Annotated in this window: 15 protein-coding genes and 1 pseudogene; 7 read left to right on the top strand and 9 right to left on the bottom strand. The window is 69.3% G+C overall.

What is annotated here, in order from left to right; all coding sequences use genetic code 11:
• The first annotated feature begins 264 nt into the window (after window positions 1-264).
• On the top strand, window positions 265-1,167 hold the full coding sequence (locus OG199_RS03395) for a neutral zinc metallopeptidase (protein WP_401809135.1): 903 nt from the start codon (window positions 265-267) through the stop codon (window positions 1,165-1,167).
• Between the two features lie 109 nt (window positions 1,168-1,276).
• Here the strand turns inward: OG199_RS03395 and OG199_RS03390 are convergent, their stop codons facing one another.
• Complete coding sequence (locus OG199_RS03390; protein ID WP_405827839.1) at window positions 1,277-1,801, bottom strand: hypothetical protein; 525 nt, start codon at window positions 1,799-1,801, stop codon at window positions 1,277-1,279.
• Window positions 1,802-1,932: 131 nt separating this feature from the next.
• Window positions 1,933-2,301, bottom strand: a complete 369-nt coding sequence (locus OG199_RS03385; RefSeq protein WP_401809140.1) for a hypothetical protein — start codon at window positions 2,299-2,301, stop codon at window positions 1,933-1,935.
• Between the two features lie 326 nt (window positions 2,302-2,627).
• On the opposite strand from OG199_RS03385, the gene OG199_RS03380 reads away from it, so the two are divergent.
• Window positions 2,628-4,022: a helix-turn-helix domain-containing protein gene (locus tag OG199_RS03380; RefSeq protein WP_405827837.1), complete on the top strand. Its 1,395-nt coding sequence runs from the start codon at window positions 2,628-2,630 to the stop codon at window positions 4,020-4,022.
• A 262-nt stretch (window positions 4,023-4,284) separates the two neighbouring features.
• On the opposite strand, the gene OG199_RS03375 is transcribed toward OG199_RS03380, so the two are convergent.
• The 4 genes from OG199_RS03375 to OG199_RS03360 all read right to left on the bottom strand — a co-directional run bounded on the left by OG199_RS03375 (window position 4,285) and on the right by OG199_RS03360 (window position 12,792).
• The gene (locus tag OG199_RS03375; RefSeq protein ID WP_405827835.1) at window positions 4,285-8,163 is read right to left on the bottom strand and encodes a S8 family serine peptidase; all 3,879 of its coding nucleotides are present in this window, start codon (window positions 8,161-8,163) and stop codon (window positions 4,285-4,287) included.
• 77 nt (window positions 8,164-8,240) lie between these two features.
• On the bottom strand, window positions 8,241-10,499 hold the full coding sequence (locus tag OG199_RS03370; RefSeq protein ID WP_405827833.1) for a M4 family metallopeptidase: 2,259 nt from the start codon (window positions 10,497-10,499) through the stop codon (window positions 8,241-8,243).
• A 788-nt stretch (window positions 10,500-11,287) separates the two neighbouring features.
• On the bottom strand, window positions 11,288-11,821 hold the full coding sequence (locus OG199_RS03365; RefSeq protein WP_405827832.1) for an NUDIX domain-containing protein: 534 nt from the start codon (window positions 11,819-11,821) through the stop codon (window positions 11,288-11,290).
• The gene (locus OG199_RS03360; RefSeq protein ID WP_405827830.1) at window positions 11,767-12,792 is read right to left on the bottom strand and encodes a methyltransferase domain-containing protein; all 1,026 of its coding nucleotides are present in this window, start codon (window positions 12,790-12,792) and stop codon (window positions 11,767-11,769) included. The genes OG199_RS03365 and OG199_RS03360 overlap by 55 nt, the downstream gene beginning before the upstream one ends.
• A 711-nt stretch (window positions 12,793-13,503) precedes the next feature.
• Between OG199_RS03360 and OG199_RS03355 the strand changes: the two genes are divergently transcribed.
• The gene (locus OG199_RS03355; protein WP_405827828.1) at window positions 13,504-15,618 is read left to right on the top strand and encodes a discoidin domain-containing protein; all 2,115 of its coding nucleotides are present in this window, start codon (window positions 13,504-13,506) and stop codon (window positions 15,616-15,618) included.
• A gap of 235 nt (window positions 15,619-15,853) precedes the next feature.
• On the top strand, window positions 15,854-16,600 hold the full coding sequence (locus tag OG199_RS03350; protein ID WP_405827826.1) for an ALF repeat-containing protein: 747 nt from the start codon (window positions 15,854-15,856) through the stop codon (window positions 16,598-16,600).
• A 9-nt stretch (window positions 16,601-16,609) separates the two neighbouring features.
• Here the strand turns inward: OG199_RS03350 and OG199_RS03345 are convergent.
• Window positions 16,610-16,936 (bottom strand): annotated as a pseudogene (locus OG199_RS03345) (transposase); the annotation flags it as partial.
• 214 nt (window positions 16,937-17,150) lie between these two features.
• Between OG199_RS03345 and OG199_RS03340 the strand changes: the two are divergent.
• Both OG199_RS03340 and OG199_RS03335 read left to right on the top strand, forming a co-directional pair.
• Complete coding sequence (locus tag OG199_RS03340; protein ID WP_405827824.1) at window positions 17,151-17,489, top strand: hypothetical protein; 339 nt, start codon at window positions 17,151-17,153, stop codon at window positions 17,487-17,489.
• Window positions 17,490-17,710: 221 nt separating this feature from the next.
• A complete protein-coding gene (locus OG199_RS03335; protein ID WP_405827822.1) occupies window positions 17,711-18,040 on the top strand; it encodes a hypothetical protein in 330 nt (109 codons plus the stop codon).
• Between the two features lie 40 nt (window positions 18,041-18,080).
• On the opposite strand, the gene OG199_RS03330 is transcribed toward OG199_RS03335, so the two are convergent.
• Window positions 18,081-18,608, bottom strand: coding sequence for a hypothetical protein (locus tag OG199_RS03330; RefSeq protein ID WP_405827820.1), 528 nt, complete (start codon window positions 18,606-18,608; stop codon window positions 18,081-18,083).
• Between the two features lie 374 nt (window positions 18,609-18,982).
• Window positions 18,983-19,630 (bottom strand): TetR family transcriptional regulator, encoded by a 648-nt coding sequence (locus OG199_RS03325; RefSeq protein ID WP_356804958.1) that lies wholly within the window; start codon window positions 19,628-19,630, stop codon window positions 18,983-18,985.
• A 156-nt stretch (window positions 19,631-19,786) separates the two neighbouring features.
• Here OG199_RS03325 and OG199_RS03320 point away from each other — a divergent pair, with 156 nt between their 5' ends.
• On the top strand, window positions 19,787-21,274 hold the full coding sequence (locus OG199_RS03320; protein ID WP_405827817.1) for an MFS transporter: 1,488 nt from the start codon (window positions 19,787-19,789) through the stop codon (window positions 21,272-21,274).
• The last annotated feature ends 50 nt before the right edge of the window (window positions 21,275-21,324 follow it).

Here is a 21,324-nt window from a genome sequence, read left to right as displayed (position 1 = left end):
ACGTCTTCGGTGTCGAACATCGCGCCCCTCCAGGAGAGTTGCACGTGCCGGCCCCGGCAGTGGTGTCGTGCGTGCGCATCCACGTTGTGCAGACCTGGGCCGGCGGCCCTCTTGCGGGACCGCGGAAAACATGACGAGGGCCTCCTCACCGCCTGCTGACGGTGGCGACTCGCCGCGGGGGACGGATGTGAATCCACTCGCACGGGGTACGCGAGCGTCACGACGCGGGGCGGGCCGACGCGCTGCTTGAGGGAAAGTCAGCGAATGGAATTCGACGACAACGCTGCTCTGGACACGTCCGAGGTGCAGGACAATCGCGGTGGAGCGCTGGGCGGCATCCCGGGCGGTGGAAAGACCGTCGGCGGTGGAGTGGTCGGACTCCTGGTGCTGGTCGCGTCGGTGCTCCTCGGCGTGGATCCGGGCCTGTTCGGCTCGGACAGCACCACCAACTCGCCGGGCACCGGTACGGGATCGGGCACGTCCGCCGCCGACCTGGCGGCCGACTGCCGGACCGGGGCCGACGCCAACCGCAAGGGAGAGTGCCGGATCGTCGCCGTGGTCGACAGCGTCCAGGCGTTCTGGAAACAGACGGAGACCGCCGCCGGCAAGTCCTACGAGCAGGCCCCGACGTTCCTGTTCACCAGCAGCGTGAACACCGGCTGCGGGAACGCCACCTCCGACGTCGGCCCCTTCTACTGCTCCGCCGATGACAAGGTCTACCTCGACCTCGGCTTCTTCAACGACCTGAGCAGCAAGTTCGGTGCCCAGGGCGGGCCTTTCGCCGAGGCCTACGTCGTCGCGCACGAGTACGGGCACCACATCCAGGATCTCAGCGGCACCATCTCCCGGGGCGGCGGCCAGGGCCGGAACAGCGGCTCGGTGAAACTGGAGCTCCAGGCGGACTGCTACGCCGGGGTGTGGGCCCATCACGCCACCACCACGCGTGACCCCAAGAGCGGAAAACCGCTGATCACCAAGCTGACCCAGGACGACATCAACCGCGGGCTGGACGCGGCCGCCGCCGTCGGCGACGACCGCATCCAGCAGCGGTACCAGGGCAAGGTCACGCCCGACACCTGGACCCACGGCTCCGCGAGCCAGCGCCGCCAGTGGTTCTCCACCGGCTACAGCTCCGGTAGCGTCGCCCGGTGCGACACCTTCGGCTGAGGACCGTACCGAGACGGCGAGCGACGCGGGAGCCGCCCCCTTTTGCGGGCCCCGGCGCCGTTCTGGTGGACTCGCACGATCGGACGGACCGGGCGGAGCGGCTCCGCGGTCAGCGGGCGCTCGTGGTCTCGATGTCGGCGATGCGGTTGTACCGCTCCAGCAGCACGTAGAGCTTGGGCTTCTGCGTCGTCTCCCCGCTGCCGAAGGTCAGGGTGACGATGACCTCATGGCCGTTACCGACAGGGCCGTTGTCGGTCACCGTCCACCGACCCGGGATGTTTTGGGCACGCGGGACGCCGTCCGCGCTGTTCTTCTTCTCCCAGGCCTCCAGCCGCTCGGTGAAGTCGGGCGTCAGGTAGTGCTTGCGGAGCGCCGTGGCCAGCGTGCCGTCCGGGTCCGTGTAGTCGCCCTTCGCGTCGATGTAAGCGCCGTAGAAGTCGGCGATCCGGGTCACCGCTTGGCCGGGCGTGCCGCTGACCGACTGCGGCGCGGCGGTGGATGCCTTCGCGGGAGCATCGACGGAGGCCTGCGCCGACACTGTTGTCGACACACCCAGCCCGACGGCAAGGACAAGGCCGGCGGCCACGGCCGCGCGGCGGCCCGGACGACGGTGTGCGGGGAACTTCCTGTTCATGTGTGTCTTCCTTCTCTGGTCCGTAGGTGGTCACTCCCGGCCGTTTCCGGGTCTCGTGCCGAGGGCGCCTGCCGACTTGTCGCCGTCCGGGTCCGATGCGAGGACATGACGGCCCGACTGTCCGAGCGGATTCAGCAGGTGGAACTGCTGGAGATCTTTATTCCGGTGACGCTGTAGGCGTTCGTAAACCACGTCTCGGAATTCGGCACCAGGCAGATGGAGTTCCCGTCCTGGAGCCGTAGATACGCCACGTCGTCGTTCCGGGTGTTGACGACGTGGTAGTGCGGGCGGGGCCTGACCGTCTGGTAGGAGGTGGTGACATCGCGGTACTTCGTGATCGGAGTTCCCGCGTGCTCGTCCACGTAGAAGCAGACGTAGGGGTACGGGCAACCGTGGGTCGGGGGCTCCGCCCGGGCTGCCGATGCTCCGGTCACGGACATGGCCGCGACGGCCACGCCCGTTCCCGCGAGGCCTGCCGCCTTTCGGATGACAGACTTCATCAAGGCCTCCAAGAGTTGTGCAGATCGTCTGACGCAACAGCTGTAGATGGTGATCCGTTGCGGATGCCGCTGGTCGGCACGGGCGAGCGGGTGCTGTCGACGAGCGCGACAGCCGGCAGCGTGAGTGTTTGTGACGGCGTATCAGGCGTGGTGGCCGTAAGAGCAACCGTTGACGCATGCACGCAGGACGTCGCCCAACACCGGTTGGTCACCTCGCCCGTGGTCGGTGCGACACCAAAAGCATCGTCGGTCGTCGGAGTCGGGCGCAACAGCCGCAGCCTCTTCTCGAAGGTGGAACCATCCCAGCCCATCTGACGTGCAGGGACATGAGTGCCTGGGATACGGGATCGCGGGCGGACGACGGGGGAACGGTGTTGATGCGGGACGACGTCGAGGAGTTCGCGGCGCTGCTGCGCCAACTGAAGGACCGCACAGGCCGGAGCTACGGCTCGCTGGCCCGCCGCCTCAACATGAACACCTCGACGCTGCACCGGTATTGCGCGGGGGAGGCGGTGCCCCAGGACTTCGCGCCCGTGGAACGGCTCGCGGCCTTCTGCGAGGCGGGGCCGGAGGAAAGGCTCGAGCTGCACCGGCTGTGGTTGGCGGCGGTGGCGGCTCGGCAGCGAGTGCGCATGGCCGGGTCGTCGGAGGCAGCGGTTCCGGCAGCGGCACCGGCACCGGCACCGGTACCGGCACCGGTACCGGACACGGACGAGGTCCTCGTCGAGGAGGAAGACTCCGCGGAGCAGCACGGGGACAGTCCCGACCTGGACGAACCCGCCGGCTCCCCATCCCCCCGCCCCTGGTACCGCCGCCGACGGGTCCTGGCGACCACTGCCGTCACCTGCGTACTGCTCGCGACTTTGCGGGGCACGTCCGCGCTGTCGGACAACCGCTCTTCCGAGGCGGACGCATCCCGCACCGAGGGCCCGCGGACGACCGCCCCGGGCGCACCCCACCGTTCAGCGAAACCGTCGGTCTCCGACTCTCCCTTCCCTGCCCCGAGCACCGCGGCGCCCAACCTCTGGCAGAAGACGCCCGCCCCGTCCGCCACCGGCAGCGGTGCCACGTCGGCCGCGAAGCCGGCCACCGGCCTTCCCCTCGCCTGGAGCGCCGACTCCCTGGTCTGGGACAAGGGGTGCGACCACGACTATGTGATCGACAAGCCGCCCGCACAGGTTCCTCCGCCGCCGGCGGAGCAGGACGCCGGGGCGTGGGCGGCAAGGCAGGGCGCGGTGCACGGGCGGCAGACGAAGGTGCGGATCTCGGTGCAGGGGCGGTCGTCCACGGCCGTGGTGCTGGAGGCGCTCCGCGTCCGCATCGTCAGCCGCGGAGACCCGGCCACCGGAAGCGCCTACGCCATGGGCCAGGGCTGCGGCAGCGACCTCTCGCCCCGCCGCTTCACCACGAACCTCGATGTGGACCGCCCCATCGTCCGCCCGAAGGACGGCGCCGACAGCGAACACACCATCCCCGCCGCGCACTTCCCGTACCGCGTCTCCGCCGAGGATCCGGAGGAGCTGTTGGTCGACGCGACGACACAGACCTACGACGTCCGCTGGTACCTCGAAGTCGACTGGTCCTCCCAGGGCCGCACCGGCACGATCCGCGTCGACGACCACGGCAGCCCGTTCCACACCACCAGTACCAAGGGGATGCCGCGCTACTGGTACGGCACGAACGACGCGGACCGGCGCGCCTGGGTCCCCTACGACAGCTAGTGCCGCGGCAGGCAACGTTCGCCCCGGCGCTACCTGCCGGACGAGCTCCCCGGCTCCCTCCAGACCGCTCATAAACGGCTGATCAGGGAGCCGTGGACGGCACCCGGGAACGGATTGTCACCACGGTCCGGGAAGCGCAGTCGACGGCCCACCGACCGTCCTGGGCGTCGCCGGACGACGCGGCGGGTGCCGGGGTCCGAAGACCCCGGCACCCGCCGCGCTGGAGCCGGGACGGTTCACGTCACCGGTGGTTGCCGGCGCATCACTTGGGGCCGCGCTGCAGGAACGCGCGGACCACGGTCTGCTGAACGCTGTTGCCGGCCGCGTCCGTTGCGGTCACCCGCAGCGTCACGTACGCGTCGCCGTGTATGTACGACGGACGCTGAAGGGTGGCGATGAACTGCCCGTCGCTGCCGCGCCGCGCCGAATGCACCGTTGCGAAGTTCTTCCCGTCCTCGTAGGACGCCTCGACCTTCAGCTTCACCCCGCGCGGGGCGGGCATGCCGTCCTGCATACGGACGGTGAGGCCGAGCGCGTGCACGCGCTCCCGACTCACCGCGTTCTGGGCGTCGACCGGTACGTTGTAGTCGACCTGGAGCAGCGGCAGCATGGTCGTCGATGCCGCGGTGTCCGAGTGGAACGTCCACGACGTGTGCGTGTCGGTGGCGAAGCGCCAGTCGTCCGATTCGCGGGACGTCGTCAGGGACAGGTTGTACGCGGCCTTGCCCGGGGACACCTCGAAGTTGCCCCAGGCGCCGTTGTCGGACGTGGCGATCTGCTTCCCGTTGCGGTACAGCGCCGCTGTGGCCGTGTCGGGCACCGTGTCGGGCCCGCTGTCGTTCACCGCGGCGTCACCGACACCGCCGCCGACACCGCCGCCGAAGGCCGGCATCTCGGAGAACGACCAGTGGCCGTTGCCGGAGTCGTTGAACTCCGGAACATACACCGACAGGGTGTCCCCGTTGCGCACCGACTTCATGGCGAAGCCGCGTGGGACCGACGGTCGCACCACTGCCCCGAACCACCGCTCCGTGGCGTGCTGGCCGGGCCGGTAGGTGTGCGGGGAGTCCTGCGACCCGGCCTGCAGGGCGAAGTCGGGGATCCAGACGACGTTGTGGTGCACGACGTGGTTCCACAGCGTGTCCTCGGCGCTGCTCACGTACTCGACGCGCTGCTGACCGACCGGCACGTAGCGGCTGTACTGGTTCCACGCCGTGTCCTCGTACGGCCGCCAGCCGAACCGCTGCTCGCTCGCCCAGGCCGAGGCACCGGTGCGGGTGTACGTGGCGCTGACCTGCGCGGTGTTCCGATCCGAGACGGTGTAGACCATCTGCTGGGGGATGGAGCCCTTCGAGACCGGCATCACGTCGTACAGGTAGGGGCTGTTCACCGTGCCGGAGAACTCCAGCGTCGTGGTGCCCTTCTTGATGCGGTCCAGCAGGGCACCGCCGTTCTTCCAGTTGGTCCGCATCGAGGGCAGCTCCAACCGGTCACCGTCCGGTTGCCACCGGGTCCAGGCGGCGCCCCCGGCAGGCTCCCAGGCGAAAAGCACCGCCTTGGCCCCGGCCGCCGCGGCGAGCCGTGAGAAGCCGGCGTAGTCGCCCGTGGGCCACGCGTAACGGGCCACGGCCAGCTTGCCGCGCACGTTCTTGAGTTGGGGCGCCGTCACCGACCCGGCGTCCACGGCGGTCAGACGTGCGCCCCGGTCCCCGAAGACCGGGGAGAACGGCTCGTAGTACGGGGTGAAGCCCTGTGAGGTGCCGGAGACCTTCGCGCGCAGCTGCGGGGCCACCATCTGCCAGCGCGTGTGGTACTCGAAGGCACCGTCGGTGACCGGAGCGGTGGGGCTGATGTAGAGATGATTGACGGTGTCGAAGTACAGGGCGCCCTGGAGCAGGCCGTGTCCATCGATCTCGCGGTGCAGCATGGTGCTGATGACGCCGTGCTGCTCGGCGGGGCGGGGTGTGCGGATCTTCACCTCGGTGACCTTGGCGGCGTTCAGCGTCACCGTCATGTCCTTGGTGACCTTCACTTCGGGGACGACGACGTCGCCCACCTGGTCACCGTCCGACGTCGTGTCGTAGAACCCGGAGTTGAGGTAGTACGTGCCCTCTTCCACGACGGCGACCGCCGCGTCCCTGTCCGTGTACTGCACCCAGCCGTCGGCGCCCCAGATGTTCGGCAGCGAACCGGGCACGACCTGGCCGTCGCGGTCCCGGTAGACCACGGTCAGCCGGTGCTGCGGCGCATGTACGACGAGGGAGACCGTAGTGTGCGCGAGGACTGCGCCGGCCGCGGACTTCGCGGTGACGTATCCATAGAAATTACCGCGGAAGGCCTTCGCGGCGTCGGTGCGCAGCGGCACGTCGACGGTGGCGCCGGCGGCCAGTTGCACGGTGCCGGAGCCCAGGCTGACCACTCCGGCCGGGAGCGCCTTGCCGGAGTCGGTGGCCAGGTTGGCCGCCAGGGAGAGGGTGATCGAGTGGTCACCTGTGTTGGTGTAATGGATGGTGGCCGCCTGCTGCCGTCCCGCCGCGCCGCCGATCTGGAGTGGGGCGAGGGTGACGGAGCCGGTGGCCGTGACCGGACCGATGGCCGCGGCCAGGTCGATGCGACCGCCGCCCTGCTCGGTCACCTTGGTGCCAGGCACCGTGTGAGCGGTGCTGGTCAGGGCGTCCTTGAGCTGCTGTGCCTGCCAGCCGGGGTGCTGTTGGGCCAGCAGGGCGGCCGCGCCGGCGACGTGCGGGGTGGCCATGGAGGTCCCGGACAGCGAGATGTAGTGGGCGTCGACCGGGTCGCCCAGGGTGGTACCGGCCGCGCGGGCGGCGACGATGCCGACCCCGGGGGCCGTCACGTCGGGCTTGACCGCCCCGTCGCCGAAGCGGGGGCCGCGGCTGGAGAAGGGGGCGAGCGAGTCGTCACGGTCGACGGCTCCCACGGTCAGTGCGGAGTCGGCCGCTCCCGGAGTGCCGATGGTGGACGTCCCCGGCCCGTCGTTGCCCGCCGCGACGACGAACAGCGTGCCGGTGGAGGCCGTCAGGGTGTTGACGGCCTCGCTCAGCGGGTCGGTGCCGTCGGTCTCGATGGACGCACCGAGGCTCATGTTGACGACCTTGGCGTGCTCGCCTGTCGCCCACTCCATGCCGGCGATGATGCCCGACTCGTCGCCTGAACCGCTGTCGTCCAGCACCTTGCCGATCAGCAGGTCGGCCTTGGGCGCGACACCCCTGCGGGTCCCGCCGGACGCCGCGCCGCTGCCGCCGACGATCGAGGCGACATGCGTGCCGTGCCCGAAGTGGTCACCGGTGTTCCCGCTGCCGGAGAAGTCCTTGGCCTCCGCGATGCGCCCGGCGAGGTCGGGATGGCTGGCGTCGGCACCGGTGTCCAGCACCGCCACCTTGACGCCCTGGCCCTCGTAGCCGGCATTCCACGCGGTGGGGGCGTTGATCTGTGCGGTGCTGCGGTCCAGCAGCGCCTTCACCTTGCCGTCGAGTGAGATGCGCGGAGTGACCGCCGCGCGGGCGGCGTCCGACGACGCGCCGGAGTTCAGGGTCTTCCAGAACTTGCCCAGGTCGTGGTCGGCGACACGCATCGAGTGAGCGTGGATGCTCTCCAGGTCGCGGAAGGGCGTCGCGGCCGCCTTGAGGGCCAGGAGCCGGTCGGCGGTGGCCGTGGCGGCCTTCGAGGCCTGCGCCGTGACCCTGGCTCCGGCCCGTGACGGCACCGGCTGCGAGGAGACGATCAGCGGCAGCGCGGTGGTGTGGGCCTCGTCGTAGCCATCGGCGATCAGGGCCGTCACATCGAACAGCCGCCGGTCCAGGGTGCCCGCGGACACCAGCCCTTGGGCGTCGAACGGCAGCACGGTCAGTGCCTTGTCGTCCCCCTCGAGCGTGCGGAAGGGAATGTGCTCGCGACCGGGCCCGGGCTGCACCGACGCGGTGTGCCGGCCGCCGGGCAGCGTCGTCACCGTCACCTGATCACCGGTCACCAACCGTACGGTCGCGGAGCGGGGGGTCGGCGCGGCGGCGGGCGGGGCGGCGGTGTCGGTGCGGTCCGGCTGCGCGGCGAACGCGGCCGGCACGGCCGCGGCAACCAGTATCAATGCGGTTGCTATCGCCGCCGCCGGGCGGATTGTGGACATCAGTCAGATACCTCTCGTACGGCTTGGGTGGTCGGGCCGGGATCACGAGCACTGTCCGGCTGGGGGTGGGGCACCGCTCAGAAGGTGAGCTTCCAGCTGTTGATGTGGCCGCTGTCCAGGTGGTAGGCGTCCTGGACCTTCAGCTTCCACGTGCCGCCTGCGGTCTCGCTGGAGGCGTTGACGGTGTAGGTGGCGATGACATTGGCCGCGGAGTCGAAGCCGTCGGACTTCTTCAGGTGGTAGAGGCTGCCGTCGGGGGCGACCAGGTCGACGACCAGGTCACCGCGGTAGGGGTGCACGATGTTGACTCCGACCGCCAGGGTGCTCGGCGCGTTACCCGCCCGACCGGAGACCTTGATGGCGGAGTACACGGCCGCGCCGGCGTCCGGCACCGGCACGTCGGTGGTGTTCGTGAAGACGTTGCCGCCGACGGCGGAGATCCCCCAGCCGAAGGTCGCCGAGCCGGCGACCTTGGAGGAGTCCTTGGCCTTGACCGTCACGGTGCTGAGGCCGACGGCGGTCGGCGTGCCGGAGATCAGGCCCGTGGTCGCGTTGATCGACAGGCCCGCCGGCAGGCCGGTGGCGGAGTACGTCAGCGCTCCCGGGTTGTTGCTGCCGGCCTGGACCTGCAGGCTCACGGGGGTCTTGACGACCGTGTTCTGGTCCGCCGGCCTGGTGACCGTGACGCGGGCGACGACACCGATGGCGGCCCAGGTGTTGGCGACCGTGTTGTAGGTGGCGCTGCCGGCCCCCCACAGGTCGGCAGCGGCCTGCAGGGTCTGGGTACGGGCGCCCGAGTAGTCGGTGGTGGAGGTGAAGCGCTCGGTCAGGGCCTTGTACCAGAGCTTCGCGGCGTTCTCCCGGCCGATGCCGGGTACCGCCACACCGTCGGCGGTGGGGCTGTCGTAACCGACGCCGTTGATCACCTTCGCGCCGCTTCCCTCGGACAGCAGGTAGAAGAAGTGGTTCGCCGGGCCGGACGAGTAGTGCACGTCCAAACTGCCGAGGCCGGGCGACCAGTTGTCCGGCGAAACGCCGTCCCGCGAGGGCTTGTCCTGGTAGCGCAGCGGGGTGCCGTTGCCTTGGAGGTCGATCTTCTCGCCGATGAGGTAGTCACCGACATCGCTCGCGTTGTCGGCGTAGAACTCGACCGACGTGCCGAAGATGTCCGAGGTCGCCTCGTTGAGGCCGCCGGACTCATCCCCGTACACCAGACCCGCGGTGGCGGCGGTGACGCCGTGGCTCATCTCGTGGCCTGCTACGTCGAGCGAGGTCAGCGGGTGCTTGTCGCCGTCGCCATCGCCGTACGTCATGCAGAAGCAGTCGTCGTCCCAGAAGGCGTTGTTGTAGGCGACGCCGTAGTGGGTGCGGGAATAGGCGGCGACACCGTCGTTGCGGATTCCGTTGCGGCCCATCACGTTCTTGTAGAAGTCCCAGGTGACCTGGGCGCCGTACGCGGCGTCCACACCCGCGGTCTCGGCGTTGGCCGGCGAGCCGTCGCCCCAGGTGTCGGTGGAGTTGGTGAACAGGGCGCCGGTCCCCGAATCGCCGTGGCTCAGGTCATACGTCTTGTGGCCGCCACGGGTGTTGTCGGTCATGGTGTACGTCGAGCCCGACGATGTGGTCCCCAAGGTGACCTTGCCGCTGTACTCACTGTTGCCGACGCCGGTCTCGATCCCCTGATACTCGAACAGCTTGGCGCCGGTCTTCGCGTCCGAGATGACGTGCAACCGGCTCGGGGTGCCGTCGTCCTGCAGACCGCCGACAACGGACTCCCAGGCCAGGACCGGGGCTCCGGAGGCCGCCCAGACCACCTTGCGGGAGCTGGTCACCGTCGGGCTGGTGGCCCCCGAGGCCTTGGCACGGCCGAGCGCGAGGGTCTTCGCCGAAGCGGCGGAACGGGTCGCGGTGGTGCTCGGCACGCTGATGCGCGCGTCGGTGGCCCTGTCGGTCCCTTTCGTGGTCCCGTCGGCAGCCGTGTGGACGACCAAGTCGCCGCCGAGGACCGGGAGTCCCGCGAAGGTGCGCTCGTAGCGGGTGTGCACGGAGCCGTCGGCGTCCTCGACGACCGACTTGGGGACCAACTGCTCCGCTGCTCCCAGGTGCAGCGACCGGGCGGTGGCCGCACGGCCCGCCAGAGCCGCTCCGAGGAGCTTCCTCTGCTCCGCTGCCGAGAGCTGGACGGGCAGCGCGCCCGCACGGGGCTGGACCCGGACCGCACTGGCGTGCGCCTGGGGTGTACTGGCCATCGCGGTGCCGGACGACGCGGTGACAGCGAGCACCGTGGCGCCGGCTATCAGCGCGCCTGCGACCGACTTGCGAGGGGATCGTCTCACTCGGACTCCTTCTGCGGCGGCCACTGGATGGCGGCCGGCGAACAGCCCGGGCACGGGTTTTTCGGCACTGCCCGGTTGGAACTGGCGGCGTGGGTAGGTGATTTGTGGCCGCTGTGCCCGGCGATCACTGCGCTGTAAAACACCATGCGCACAGCTGGAGGTAAAACCCTCCGAAAGGATTGGCTAATAGAGCCTGAAACGTCACTAGCGCCGGGTGTCGTAACTGCGACATGTCTCATGGGCGACACGCGTCACTCGCACGCCGCCGCGACACTGTCGGCGTGACGTGAGCCGTCAGGGATTGCGTGTGCCCGTCCCGGAGGAGCCGCCTGTCGGGTCGGCCTCGCCCCGCCGACGCGATCCGCACCGTCACCCGCTCCTGGCCGGTAGTCTCATCCGGCCTGGTCCGAGCCACGTGTGTGCTCTCCGCACAGCCGGATGCCTCGCTGACGCGGTGCTCCGGCCGACGGGGACGGCAACTCCCAGAACGACGGCAGCCATACCGGCCGCTGACGTGGCGGGCCACTCGACCCGGCCCTGCCCCCGACGCAGGATTTTGCGTTCCCGAATTTCAGCCGGATCCTGGCGGCGCCGGCCGAGGTGAATGGTCTCAACGCCACGGGTGTAGCCAGCAACTAACAAACAGCAGCGCTTAGTTGGCGTTGAGGTAATGCGGCGATTCGTCGAAGTGGGCACCCGCGCCATCGATGACGGCAACGGCGTGGCCGCCCGGCGTCGGAGCCGATGTCCAGGACCGGGCGTCTCCTGGGGAGGCGACGCGACGTGGGTCAGGTGTGCGTGAGGAGGTAGGCGGGGCCTTCGCCGAGCCGGGCCCGCTCGACGGCGTCGAGGCGGACGAAGGCCTCCGGTGCCATCAACTGCCGCCACCCGTCCAGGTCGTGGACGGCCCACATGTCGTGCTCCGAGTGATCGAGGCGGATCCGGCGGAGCTGGTCGGAGGTGAGGCGCCCTCCGTCGAAGATGAATCCGATCTTGTTCAACGCCAGGAGCGGCCCGGCGTGCAGGAAATGTGTCAGGAGCAGCCTCGGAGTTTCCAGGCCGAGGGCGAGTCCCGTTTCCTCGACGGCTTCGCGGCGGGCGGTCTGGACTGGATCCTCCCCTTGTGTGTCGAGATTGCCGCCCGGGAAATGCCAGAGCCGGGACCCGTGGACCGAGCGCAGTTGAACGGGCCGGTCGTGCTCGTCGCGGACGTACAGGCAGCCGTACACCGTGTGGTGCGGCACGGTCTGCACGTACTCCGACGCCGTCATCGGCATGGAGCGGCCGGGGAGCGCCGGGCGGTGGTCGAACTCGAAGGCCACGGGCCGAGGGCTTCCTTGTCCGGCGGGTAGATGCTGCGGAGCTTGCTGAGCAGTTCCTCGCGGGATGCGTCAGGGTCGATGCACGCCGGCTCCTCCGCGTCGAGGAGTTCCTCGAAGGAGGTGTACGGGGTGGCCCGCTTCACCACGATGTCGAGTGCACGGCCGCTGTCCCGGTCGTGGAAGACGATCGCGTCCCCGGCTTCGACGGCTGCCTTCCCAGGAGTGGCGACGCGTACCTCGACCGTCTTTCGACCGGACTCCACCTGGCGGTAATAGGGAGCGAGGAGAGAGAAGTGATGCTGCCGCGGGGAGCCGGGCGCGGTGGGCCCGACGCTCCCCGAGCCTGATGGTGTGCCCTGCGCACCGGCCGCCTCGGGGCGGCGCTGCGGCGCGGTCGTCCCGGTCCGTGTCCGGCACGGGCCGCGCAGGATCACGAAGGCCAGGCCGTCGGCGTCGTGCAGGGCCGGGCTGGCCCATTCGGTCTGCAACTGGGCGAGTTCGCCCTCGTCGAGCGCGACACGACGCCGCTCGGCCGGGATGTCGGCGGCGCGCGGCGTGATGACCACGACGGCGCCTCCGGGACGCAGGCGTCGCCCGAGGGCGCGCAGGGTCCGGTCCCGGGAGTGGAGCAACGGAACCACGAATCGCAGGGTGATGAGGTCGTAGCCGTCGGCGTCCAGTGGCGTCCCCTCGTCGCTCTCGATGTCGAGGCGTAACCACCGGACGGCCGTCCCGTGCTGCGCCGTGGCTTCGGCCAGAGCGGTTGCGGACCAGTCGACGGCGTCCACGGCGTAGCCCATTGTGGACAGGTGGACCGCGAGTTCACCGACTCCGCAGCCGATGTCGAGGGCCCGGCCGCCGACCGGGGGAGGCACGTGCGCGGCCAGCAACGACCGCTCCCGGTCACCGAGTGGGCTGAAGCGGCGACCGTCGGCGTAGCTCTGGTCCCATTCGTCTTGCGTGGGGAACATGTCCACGGCGCGTCCTTCCTGGATACGGCAGCCTTGAGTAGGCGACTTCCCACGCGCCGGACTCGGGACCCGTGGCCATGTCGACGAAGTACCCCCTCGCTCACGACGCCACCCGGCCGCCGCCGGGGGCGGACCGCTCGCTGGGCCGTGGGACCGGGTCAGCCGGCGGCCTCCTTGAACGTTCCTGTCCCAGCCCGCACCAACCGGTCCGCGTACTCCCGCCGGCATCCCCCGCTCGGCGAGCAGCACGGCGGCGTACAGATCCTTGCCTTGCGCGTGTACGTCGTTGATCAGCCACATCAGCTTCCAGGCCAGGGACAGTTGCGGCGTGGCCGCCTGTACGACCGCCCCCCCGGCAGCTCGGCCGGCTCGGGTGCGTCGGGAAGCCGCTCGTTGATTCGGTTGGGGCCCCGATCCCGCCGTCGGGGCCCGTCGGTGCGTCGCGTTCAGCGGTTCACCGGCCCGCTGGGACATAACGGGCACTCCGGGTCCGTGCAGCTCAGCCGACTTCACCTTGTGAAGGCATACCGCGACCGCGGAAAGCCCGTCGCCCTATTTCGTTCACAGCCTTGACGTGTCAGCAACAAGGCCGTAACCATCAGTCATCCGGAGAGCGCTCTCTCATTCGGCGACCAACCCACAGGAGACGCCGTGAGTGGAAGACCCCCGTACCGCTTATTCCGCCGTCCCAGCCCCCGTTCGCCCCGAACCGTGCTGTTCACCGTCGTCACCGCTCTGCTGGCGACCTGCCTGCTGGCTCTCGTGCAGGCGCCCGCCCAGGCGGCCGGAACGCTGTTGTCGCAAGGCAAGACCGTCACCGCCTCGTCCACCGAGAACGTCGGCACCCCCGCCTCCGCCGCGGTGGACGGCGACGCCGGTACGCGCTGGTCCAGCGCCGCCACCGACCCGCAGTGGCTGCAGGTCGACCTGGGCTCGACCTCCACGGTCAACCAGGTCGTCCTGAACTGGGAGAGCGCGTACGCCACGGCGTACAAGATCCAGACGTCGGCGGACGGTACTTCCTGGACCGACATCTACTCCACCACCACGGCCACCGGCGGCACTCAGACGCTGACCGTCAACGGCACCGGCCGCTACGTCCGTATGTACGGCACGGCGCGTGCCACCCAATACGGCTTCTCCCTCTGGGAGTTCCAGGTCTACGGCACCAGTGGCAGCGGCGGCACCGGATGCTCCACCACCAACGCGGCGCTGAACAAGCCCGCCACGGCCTCGTCCACCGAGAACGCCGGCACTCCCGCGTCGGCCGCCGTGGACGGCAGGAACGACACCCGCTGGTCGAGCACCGCCGCCGAACCGCAGTGGATCCAGGTCGACCTCGGCGCCACGCAGAGCATCTGCGGCGTTCAGCTCAGCTGGGAGGCCGCCTACGGGAAGGCGTACCAGATCCAGGTCTCCGACAACGGCACGACCTGGACCACCGTGTACCAGACGTCCACCGGTGTCGGCGCCACCGAGCTTCTCACCCTGACCGGCTCCGGCCGCTACGTCCGTATGAACGGGACGACCCGGGCCACCCAGTACGGCTTCTCGCTCTGGGAGTTCCAGGTGTTCACCACCGGGACCACACCGCCGCCGGGCGGCGGCAACGCGGTGCTGCTCTCCTACAAGAAGCCCGCCACCGCCTCCAGTTCGCAGGACGACGCGCAGTGCGGCGGCTGCACCCCCGCCAAGGCCTTCGACCACGATCCGGCGACCCGCTGGGCCACGGCCGCCGGCAGCGGCTGGACCGACCCGCAGTGGATCAGCGTCGACCTCGGCGCGAGCGCGCACGTCACCCAGGTCGTCCTGCAATGGGACCCGGCCTACGCCAGCGCCTACAGGGTGCAGGTCTCGGCTGACAACGCCAACTGGACCGACGTCTACTCGACGACCACCAGCACGGGCTTCAAGCAGACCCTGAACGTCGACGGCACCGGCCGGTACGTGCGGATGTACGGTACGGCGCGCGGCACGGCGTACGGCTACTCCCTGTGGACCTTCGACGTGTTCGGCACCGGAGGCAGCCCGACGGCCCCGCCGGCCAACCCGCCCGACCCGGGCAACCCCGAACACGTCGTCTTCCAGGACGACTTCAACACGGCGGCCGGTACCACGCCGGACGCCTCGAAGTGGACCCAGGACACCGGCCCCGGTGTCAACGGCGAGCTGGAGTACTACACCAACGCCAGGAACACCACGATGGACGGTGCCGGGAACCTCGTCATAGAGGCCCGCAAGGAGGTCACCCCGGGCTCCAGTTGCCCCACCGATCCGCTGACCGGCTCCACGACCTGCCAGTACACCTCGGGCCGTATCAACACCTCGGACCACTTCAACTTCACCTACGGACACGTCGAGTCGCGGATCAAGGTGACCGGCACCCAGGGACTGTGGCCCGCGTTCTGGCTGCTGGGCTCCAACTTCAAGACCGGCACGCCGTGGCCGGCCTGCGGTGAGATCGACATCATGGAGCACATCGGCAAGGTGCCCGACACCGTCTACTCGACCCTCCACGCGCCGGCCTACAACGGCGGCGGAGGCTTCGGTTCGCCGTACCAGGTCGCCGGCAGTGACTTCTCGTCCGCCTTCCACACCTACGCGCTGGACTGGGACTCCAGCCACATGACCTTCACGGTCGACAACAACGCCTTCTTCACCGTCGCCCGCTCCACGCTGGAGACGACGAAGGGACCGTGGGTCTACGACCACCCGTTCTACATGATCCTCAACAACGCGGTGGGCGGCGACTGGCCGGGCGCCCCGAACGCCACCACCGTCTTCCCGCAGAAGATGCTGGTCGACTACGTGCGCGTCTCGCAGTAGCCGAACGGTCCCGGCCCGCCCGGCCCTGTGGCGGGATGCCCCGCGCGTCCCGCCACACGGGCCGGGCTGGATTCGGCGACGCCCGTTGCCCCACACCCGCTCGTCACGCGAGGCCCGCATGACTCCCCATCCGGTCCCCAACTCTCCACGACCCCAGGAGAATTCACATTGACGCTGACGCGGTGCGGGGATGAGGATCTGATCATCGACAGTCTGATCACGGAGGCATGCATTCATGAGACCGACCCGCGCGGCTCTGCTCGTCGTGGCCACCGCCCTGACCCCAGCCCTCCTCTTCACCGCCCCGGCGTTCGCCGCCGGACCCCAGGCCCCGGCCACCACCGTGTCGACCACGTCCGACACCCCGGTGGACGAGATGTCGGAGGCCGAACTGCGCACCGCCATAACCGACATCCTGGCGGACGAGAACAGTGGAGTGGCGGTCGTCCGAGAGGCCAATGAGGCCCTCAGCGGCACCGTGGAGGACATGCGAGCCTTCCTGAAGACCGGCTACCGACTGGCCCAGGCCGAGGACGACCGGGTGGCGGTCGCCCACATCCTGTTCGTGGCGACGGCCAACGGCGACAAGCGGGTGATCCGGGAGGCCAACCAGGTCCTCGACGACGGCTCCCCGGAAGCGCTGCGCGCGTGGCTGGAGACCGGCTACGTACAGGCCCAGGCCGAGGACGACCGGGTGGCGGTCGCCCACATCCTGTACCTGGCGCGGGCCAACGGCGACAAGCGGGTGGCCCAGGAGGCCAACGAGGTTGTCGGCGGCACGCCGGAGGAGCTGCGGGCCTTCAGGCAGACGGGCTACCGCCTGGCCCAGGCCGAGGACGACGCCGTCTACATCTTCCGCCTGCTCGCGGACCCGAAGACCAGCGACGCCCTCCGCGCCGCGGCCGAGGCGGCCCTCGACGACGGCTCCCCGGAGGCCCTCCGACACTTCCGTACGATCGGTCAGTACGAGGTCGGCGACTGACTGATCATTTCAGAATGAGGTTCCGAGTCGCCTCAAGCAGATGCTGCCGCAGGCGAGTTGGAGCAGGCCGAGATGAAGGTCGGCGCGTGTCTCGTAACGGATCCGCGGGCGTTTGAACTGGTGGAGCCGGGCGAAGGTCCGCTCGACGACCCAGCGGGTTGTGCTCGGGCCGGAGCCGTGGGCCGTGCCCCTGCGTGCGATCGTCGGTGTGATGCCGCGGGCCCGGAGAAGGCGGCGGTACTTGTCGTAGTCGTAGCCGCGGTCGGCATCCAGCCGGCCCGGCCTGTGAGGCGGACGACCCCGGAATCCGCGAATGCGCGGTATCGCGTCCACCAGGCTCATTCTGAAATGCTCAGGAAGCGACAGGAAATCTGCCAGCATCCAAGGACGATGACGTCGGCTCGGAGAACGGGAAATCCTCCATGACGTCGGTCGGACTGAGGAAGCGAGGGCGGGCGGAGTGCGCCGGCGGCAGGGCGTCAGGGGGAGCCGTTTCGGTGAGAGCATCGCCGCGGAGACCAAGGGCAGTTCGAGAGGGAGAGCCGGGTCGATGAGGTCACAGCCGGACGATGTCGTCGCGGTCCAATTGCTCGCCGTCCTCAATGATGCTGATGCGCCCGAGGGGGACCAGCTCGACGCCGCCATGGACCTGGAGGACCACTCGGGAGCCTGGTTCGAACAGGAGATCTTCAAGGTCCTTCGGCGGGAGCAGTTCGAGAGCGTCCTGGCCCAGGTCTGCGCGGCGGCGCTCGCGGGCATCTGGGCCCGCGAGGGCAGGATCGACCGGGACTTCTTCCCGGAGCTTCGCAGGACGGCCCTGGACGAGGTGCTTGGCATCCTCGGAGCCCGCGCTCCGCACCTGATCCCGCGTGAGCCAGAGGGAGCCTGAGCACTCAGATGAGGGGTTGTGAGCATTGCGGGCCGCGGCATTTCAGCGTCGTCCGCTCCGGCGGCCCGAGCCGTTTCGCCGCCCTGTGTCGTTGTTGGACCGCTGGACTCGACCGTGGCCGGTAACCTCTGCCCACCGCAACCTCATCAGTGGACTGGTCAGACGATGAGACCCTCACTGTGGAACCGAAGATCGCCTATGGGGAGTGAGTTGCACTGGTGATGTCACAGCCGGACGATGTCGTCGCGGTCCAATTGCTCGCCGTCCTCAATGATGCTGATGCGCCCGAGGGGGACCAGCTCGACGCCGCCATGGACCTGGAGGACCACTCGGGAGCCTGGTTCGAACAGGAGATCTTCAAGGTCCTTCGGCGGGAGCAGTTCGAGAGCGTCCTGGCCCAGCTCTGCGCGGCGGCGCTCGCCGGCATCTGGGCCCGCGAGGGCAGGATCGACCGGGACTTCTTCCCGGAGCTTCACGGCCAGGCCTTGCGGGAGGTCCTGGCCGTCCTCGGAGACCGTGCCCCGCATCTGCACGACGGCAGCCCGACCTAGGCTTCCGGGGGGGCAGACCACCAGCGCCGTGTGCAGCGCGCTAGACGGCAGGTGCCGGGGTAGGTCCGGGATGGGGGCTGAGCGCCTCCAACCGCTTGATCTTCTTCCGTACGACGTACAGGGGGATCAGCCCGAGGAATCCGAAGGACATGTCGATGACGGTCCACCAGAAGGGAATTCCGCGGAGGGGCCCGCAGATCAGCGCGAGCGGGACGATGCCGGCGCAGGCGATCATGCCGAACTCGACGACCCAGATGTTGCGGACGGGGTCGCGGTACGGCCCGTAGAAGGCCATCGCGATCACGAGGTGGGCGAAGGCCAGCCAGTCCGTGCCGTACAGGAGGAAGGGGTACTCGGCGTCCGCGGTGTCGAGTCCGCGGCGTACGCGCTCGATCCAGTCCATCAGGGCGGGCAGGTGCTCGGGAACCGAAAGGGATCGCAACAGGTCCTCGGTCCAGTGCAGTTCGTGCACCAGGGGGAAGGCCGTGGCGCCGCTGAGCACCAGGCAGACGACGAAGAAGACCAGCCATGCGCGAATGCCCTTCAACAGGGCGGCTCTGTCGCTCATGGCAGTAGCGTACGCGCACACTTGAACATGTTCAAAAGTGAGTTCCCTGAGCGGGAGTGGCGGATTTCGGATCACCGTCAACGGGATGCCGCAGCGGCAAGTGTCATGGACCGGCGGCGCGTTTCATCTCTGGAGCTGATCGCCGCCATTGCTCGGGAAGCGCACCCATGGCAACCGGTGCGTCCCGGGCCAGGCTGGACGATCGGGTCGCCGATCTGCAGGCGATGGTGGCTCGGCACCCGCTCGTAGCGGCTTCTGGCCGTGAAGTCGGCCTGGGGGCCGCCCTGTCGGAAGACATCGATGGGGACCGTCCTGCTCGGGCGGTGTGGGTACCTCTCGGCGGTGGTGGGATGTGCCCGGAGAACCAGACCTGCTCAGCCTCCGGCTTGCAGGCGGAGGCCCGTCAGGGTCAGCTCCAGTGCGGAGCGGAACTGGTCGACGTCGTCGTGGCCGTCGAACTCGTCGACGATCTCGTGCACGAACGGGAAGTCCTCGGGGTCGAGCTCCCGCCAGGCCTCGGCGTAGCGGCCGAGGAACTCGTCGCGGTCCACGGCGCCGTCGAGGACCTCCTGAGGTGGCTCCTGCCCCATGTCGACGGCGGAGCCGACGACGACCCCTACGATCGCGGACACGGCGTGAAACCGCTGGTGCGCACTGAGATCCAGACGAAGGGTCTGCTGGCCGAGCCTCTCGTACAGGCGCAAGGAGTTGCTCTGGGTGTTGGTGTTGCGCATGAAGTAGGCGCCCAGCCAAGGCCGGTCCACGATCGCGTCGAACAGTGTCACGGCCATCCCGCGAAGGTCGTCGATCGGGTCGTCGCTGCCCGGAAGTTTCTCGACATCGGCCAGCACCGCGCCCATCACGTGGTCGGTGGCGCGGTCGAGCAGTTCGTCCTTGCTCGCGACGTACCAGTAGATGCTGGCGACGCCGCCACCGAGGCGCTGTGCGAGCGCCCGGAACGTCAGCGCCGGCGCGCCGGCCTCGTCGAGCAGGGCCACCGCCTCGGTGAGTACGGACTCCATCGAGTGCGAAGCCCGTCGACGTCCCGCGCTTGACCGGTCTTGCAGGCGTGCCATGGCTTCCATCCCATCACGTCTTGCGTCGTATCGAACGTTGTTCTATCGTAGCGCATCGTACGTTGTTCGATAGCCGAACGACGTTCGATCGAAAGGGCTGTCATGACCACCGCCACGCTTCGAAATCCGTCACGCAACACCTACCCGTCCCTACGCGCGGCGTGGATTCCCCTGGCTGCCCTCTGCCTGGCCTTCTTCGTCGAGATGGTCGACAACACGTTGCTGTCGATCGCGCTGCCCACCATCGGCCGCGACCTCGGCAGCGGGACGACCGCTCTGCAATGGGTGACCGGGGCGTACTCGCTGACGTTCGGCGGCCTGCTGCTCACCGCCGGGTCGATGGCCGACCGGCTCGGCCGCCGCCGGGTGCTGCTGATCGGGCTCGCCGTGTTCGGCTCGCTGAGTCTGTGCGTCGTCCTCGTCACCACGACAGGCGAGCTCATCGCCCTGCGGGCCGCACTCGGTGTCGCCGCCGCGGCCATGGCCCCGATCACGAACTCACTGGTCTTCCGCCTGTTCGACGACAAGGCCCTGCGGATGCGCGCCATGACGGTGATGATCGTCGTCGGCATGTCCGGCTTCGTCCTCGGGCCGCTGCTCGGTGGCACCGCGCTGGCCCACGTGCGGTGGGAGTGGCTGCTGGTCGTCAACGCCCCGATCGCAGTGATCGCGTGCGTCGGCGTCCGGCTCGGCGTACCGGCCGACCGGCCGGAGGATCTGACCAAGGACGCCCTCGACGTGCCGGGCGCCGCCCTGAGCGTCACCGCGATCGGACTCGCCTGCTACTCGCTGACCAGCGGCGTCGAGCACGGCTGGCTCTCCGCGATCACGCTCGCGTCGATCGTGGGCGCCGTCGTGGCGGCGGCGGCGTTCATCCGGCACGAGCGACGCAGCGCGGCTCCCATGCTGGATCTGGGTCTCTTCTCGAACGGCACCGTCCGGGGCGCCGCCATCGCGCAGATCGGGACGTCCATCGCGATGGCCAGCGTGATGTTCGGGCTGATCCTCCACTTCCAGTACGCCTACGGGTGGAGCCCGGTACGGGCCGGTCTGGCCAACCTGCCGATCATCGTGACGATGCTCACCGCGACTCCCCTCTCCGAGTGGCTCGGGCGCCGGTTCGGCCACCGCATCGCGTGCCTGGTGGGCGCGGCCTGCCTGGCCGGATCGCTGGCAGGTCTCTCCTGGGGGGTCGACCACGGGTATGCCGCCATCGCTGTCTGCATGGTGCTCATGACCGTGGGACTGCGCACCGTGATGACGATCTGCGCGGTCGCACTCGTCGACGCGATGCCGAGCAACCGCACCTCCATCGGTGCTGCCCTCAACGACACCGCGCAGGAGGTCGGTTCCAGCGTCGGTACGGCTGTCGTCGGCACCCTGATCGCCGCGTTGGTCACGACCCAGCTCCCCGCGGGCACCTGGAGCGGCGGCCTGGTCGCGTCGTTCTTCCACGGCGAACGGATCACCTACGCCCTTCTCGCGGTCGTCGTCGGACTGATCGCGGCCGGTGGCGCGCTGAGCCTCACCGACTCCCACACCATCGAGGAGCCTGCTGTCGAGGAGCCCGCTGTCGAGGAAGCCGCCTGACAAACGGGGTTCGCCGACGGCGTCACGGGGTCTCCGTACGGGCAGGCGGT

This window comes from Streptomyces sp. NBC_01176 (genome assembly GCF_045039825.1).
Classification (GTDB): Bacteria; Actinomycetota; Actinomycetes; order Streptomycetales; family Streptomycetaceae; genus Streptomyces.
The sequence above is the reverse complement of the archived record's forward strand: the minus strand, read 5'-3'. Positions and strand labels throughout refer to the sequence as shown.

What these genes read in the sequence shown, in the direction of transcription:
- OG199_RS03395 (WP_401809135.1), top strand. Translation starts at nt 265, where the DNA reads ATGGAATTCGACGACAACGCTGCTCTGGACACGTCCGAGGTGCAGGAC.
- OG199_RS03390 (WP_405827839.1), bottom strand. Translation starts at nt 1,801, where the DNA reads ATGAACAGGAAGTTCCCCGCACACCGTCGTCCGGGCCGCCGCGCGGCC.
- OG199_RS03385 (WP_401809140.1), bottom strand. Translation starts at nt 2,301, where the DNA reads ATGAAGTCTGTCATCCGAAAGGCGGCAGGCCTCGCGGGAACGGGCGTG.
- OG199_RS03380 (WP_405827837.1), top strand. Translation starts at nt 2,628, where the DNA reads ATGAGTGCCTGGGATACGGGATCGCGGGCGGACGACGGGGGAACGGTG.
- OG199_RS03375 (WP_405827835.1), bottom strand. Translation starts at nt 8,163, where the DNA reads ATGTCCACAATCCGCCCGGCGGCGGCGATAGCAACCGCATTGATACTG.
- OG199_RS03360 (WP_405827830.1), bottom strand. Translation starts at nt 12,792, where the DNA reads ATGTTCCCCACGCAAGACGAATGGGACCAGAGCTACGCCGACGGTCGC.
- OG199_RS03350 (WP_405827826.1), top strand. Translation starts at nt 15,854, where the DNA reads ATGAGACCGACCCGCGCGGCTCTGCTCGTCGTGGCCACCGCCCTGACC.
- OG199_RS03340 (WP_405827824.1), top strand. Translation starts at nt 17,151, where the DNA reads ATGAGGTCACAGCCGGACGATGTCGTCGCGGTCCAATTGCTCGCCGTC.
- OG199_RS03335 (WP_405827822.1), top strand. Translation starts at nt 17,711, where the DNA reads ATGTCACAGCCGGACGATGTCGTCGCGGTCCAATTGCTCGCCGTCCTC.
- OG199_RS03330 (WP_405827820.1), bottom strand. Translation starts at nt 18,608, where the DNA reads ATGAGCGACAGAGCCGCCCTGTTGAAGGGCATTCGCGCATGGCTGGTC.
- OG199_RS03325 (WP_356804958.1), bottom strand. Translation starts at nt 19,630, where the DNA reads ATGGAGTCCGTACTCACCGAGGCGGTGGCCCTGCTCGACGAGGCCGGC.
- OG199_RS03320 (WP_405827817.1), top strand. Translation starts at nt 19,787, where the DNA reads ATGACCACCGCCACGCTTCGAAATCCGTCACGCAACACCTACCCGTCC.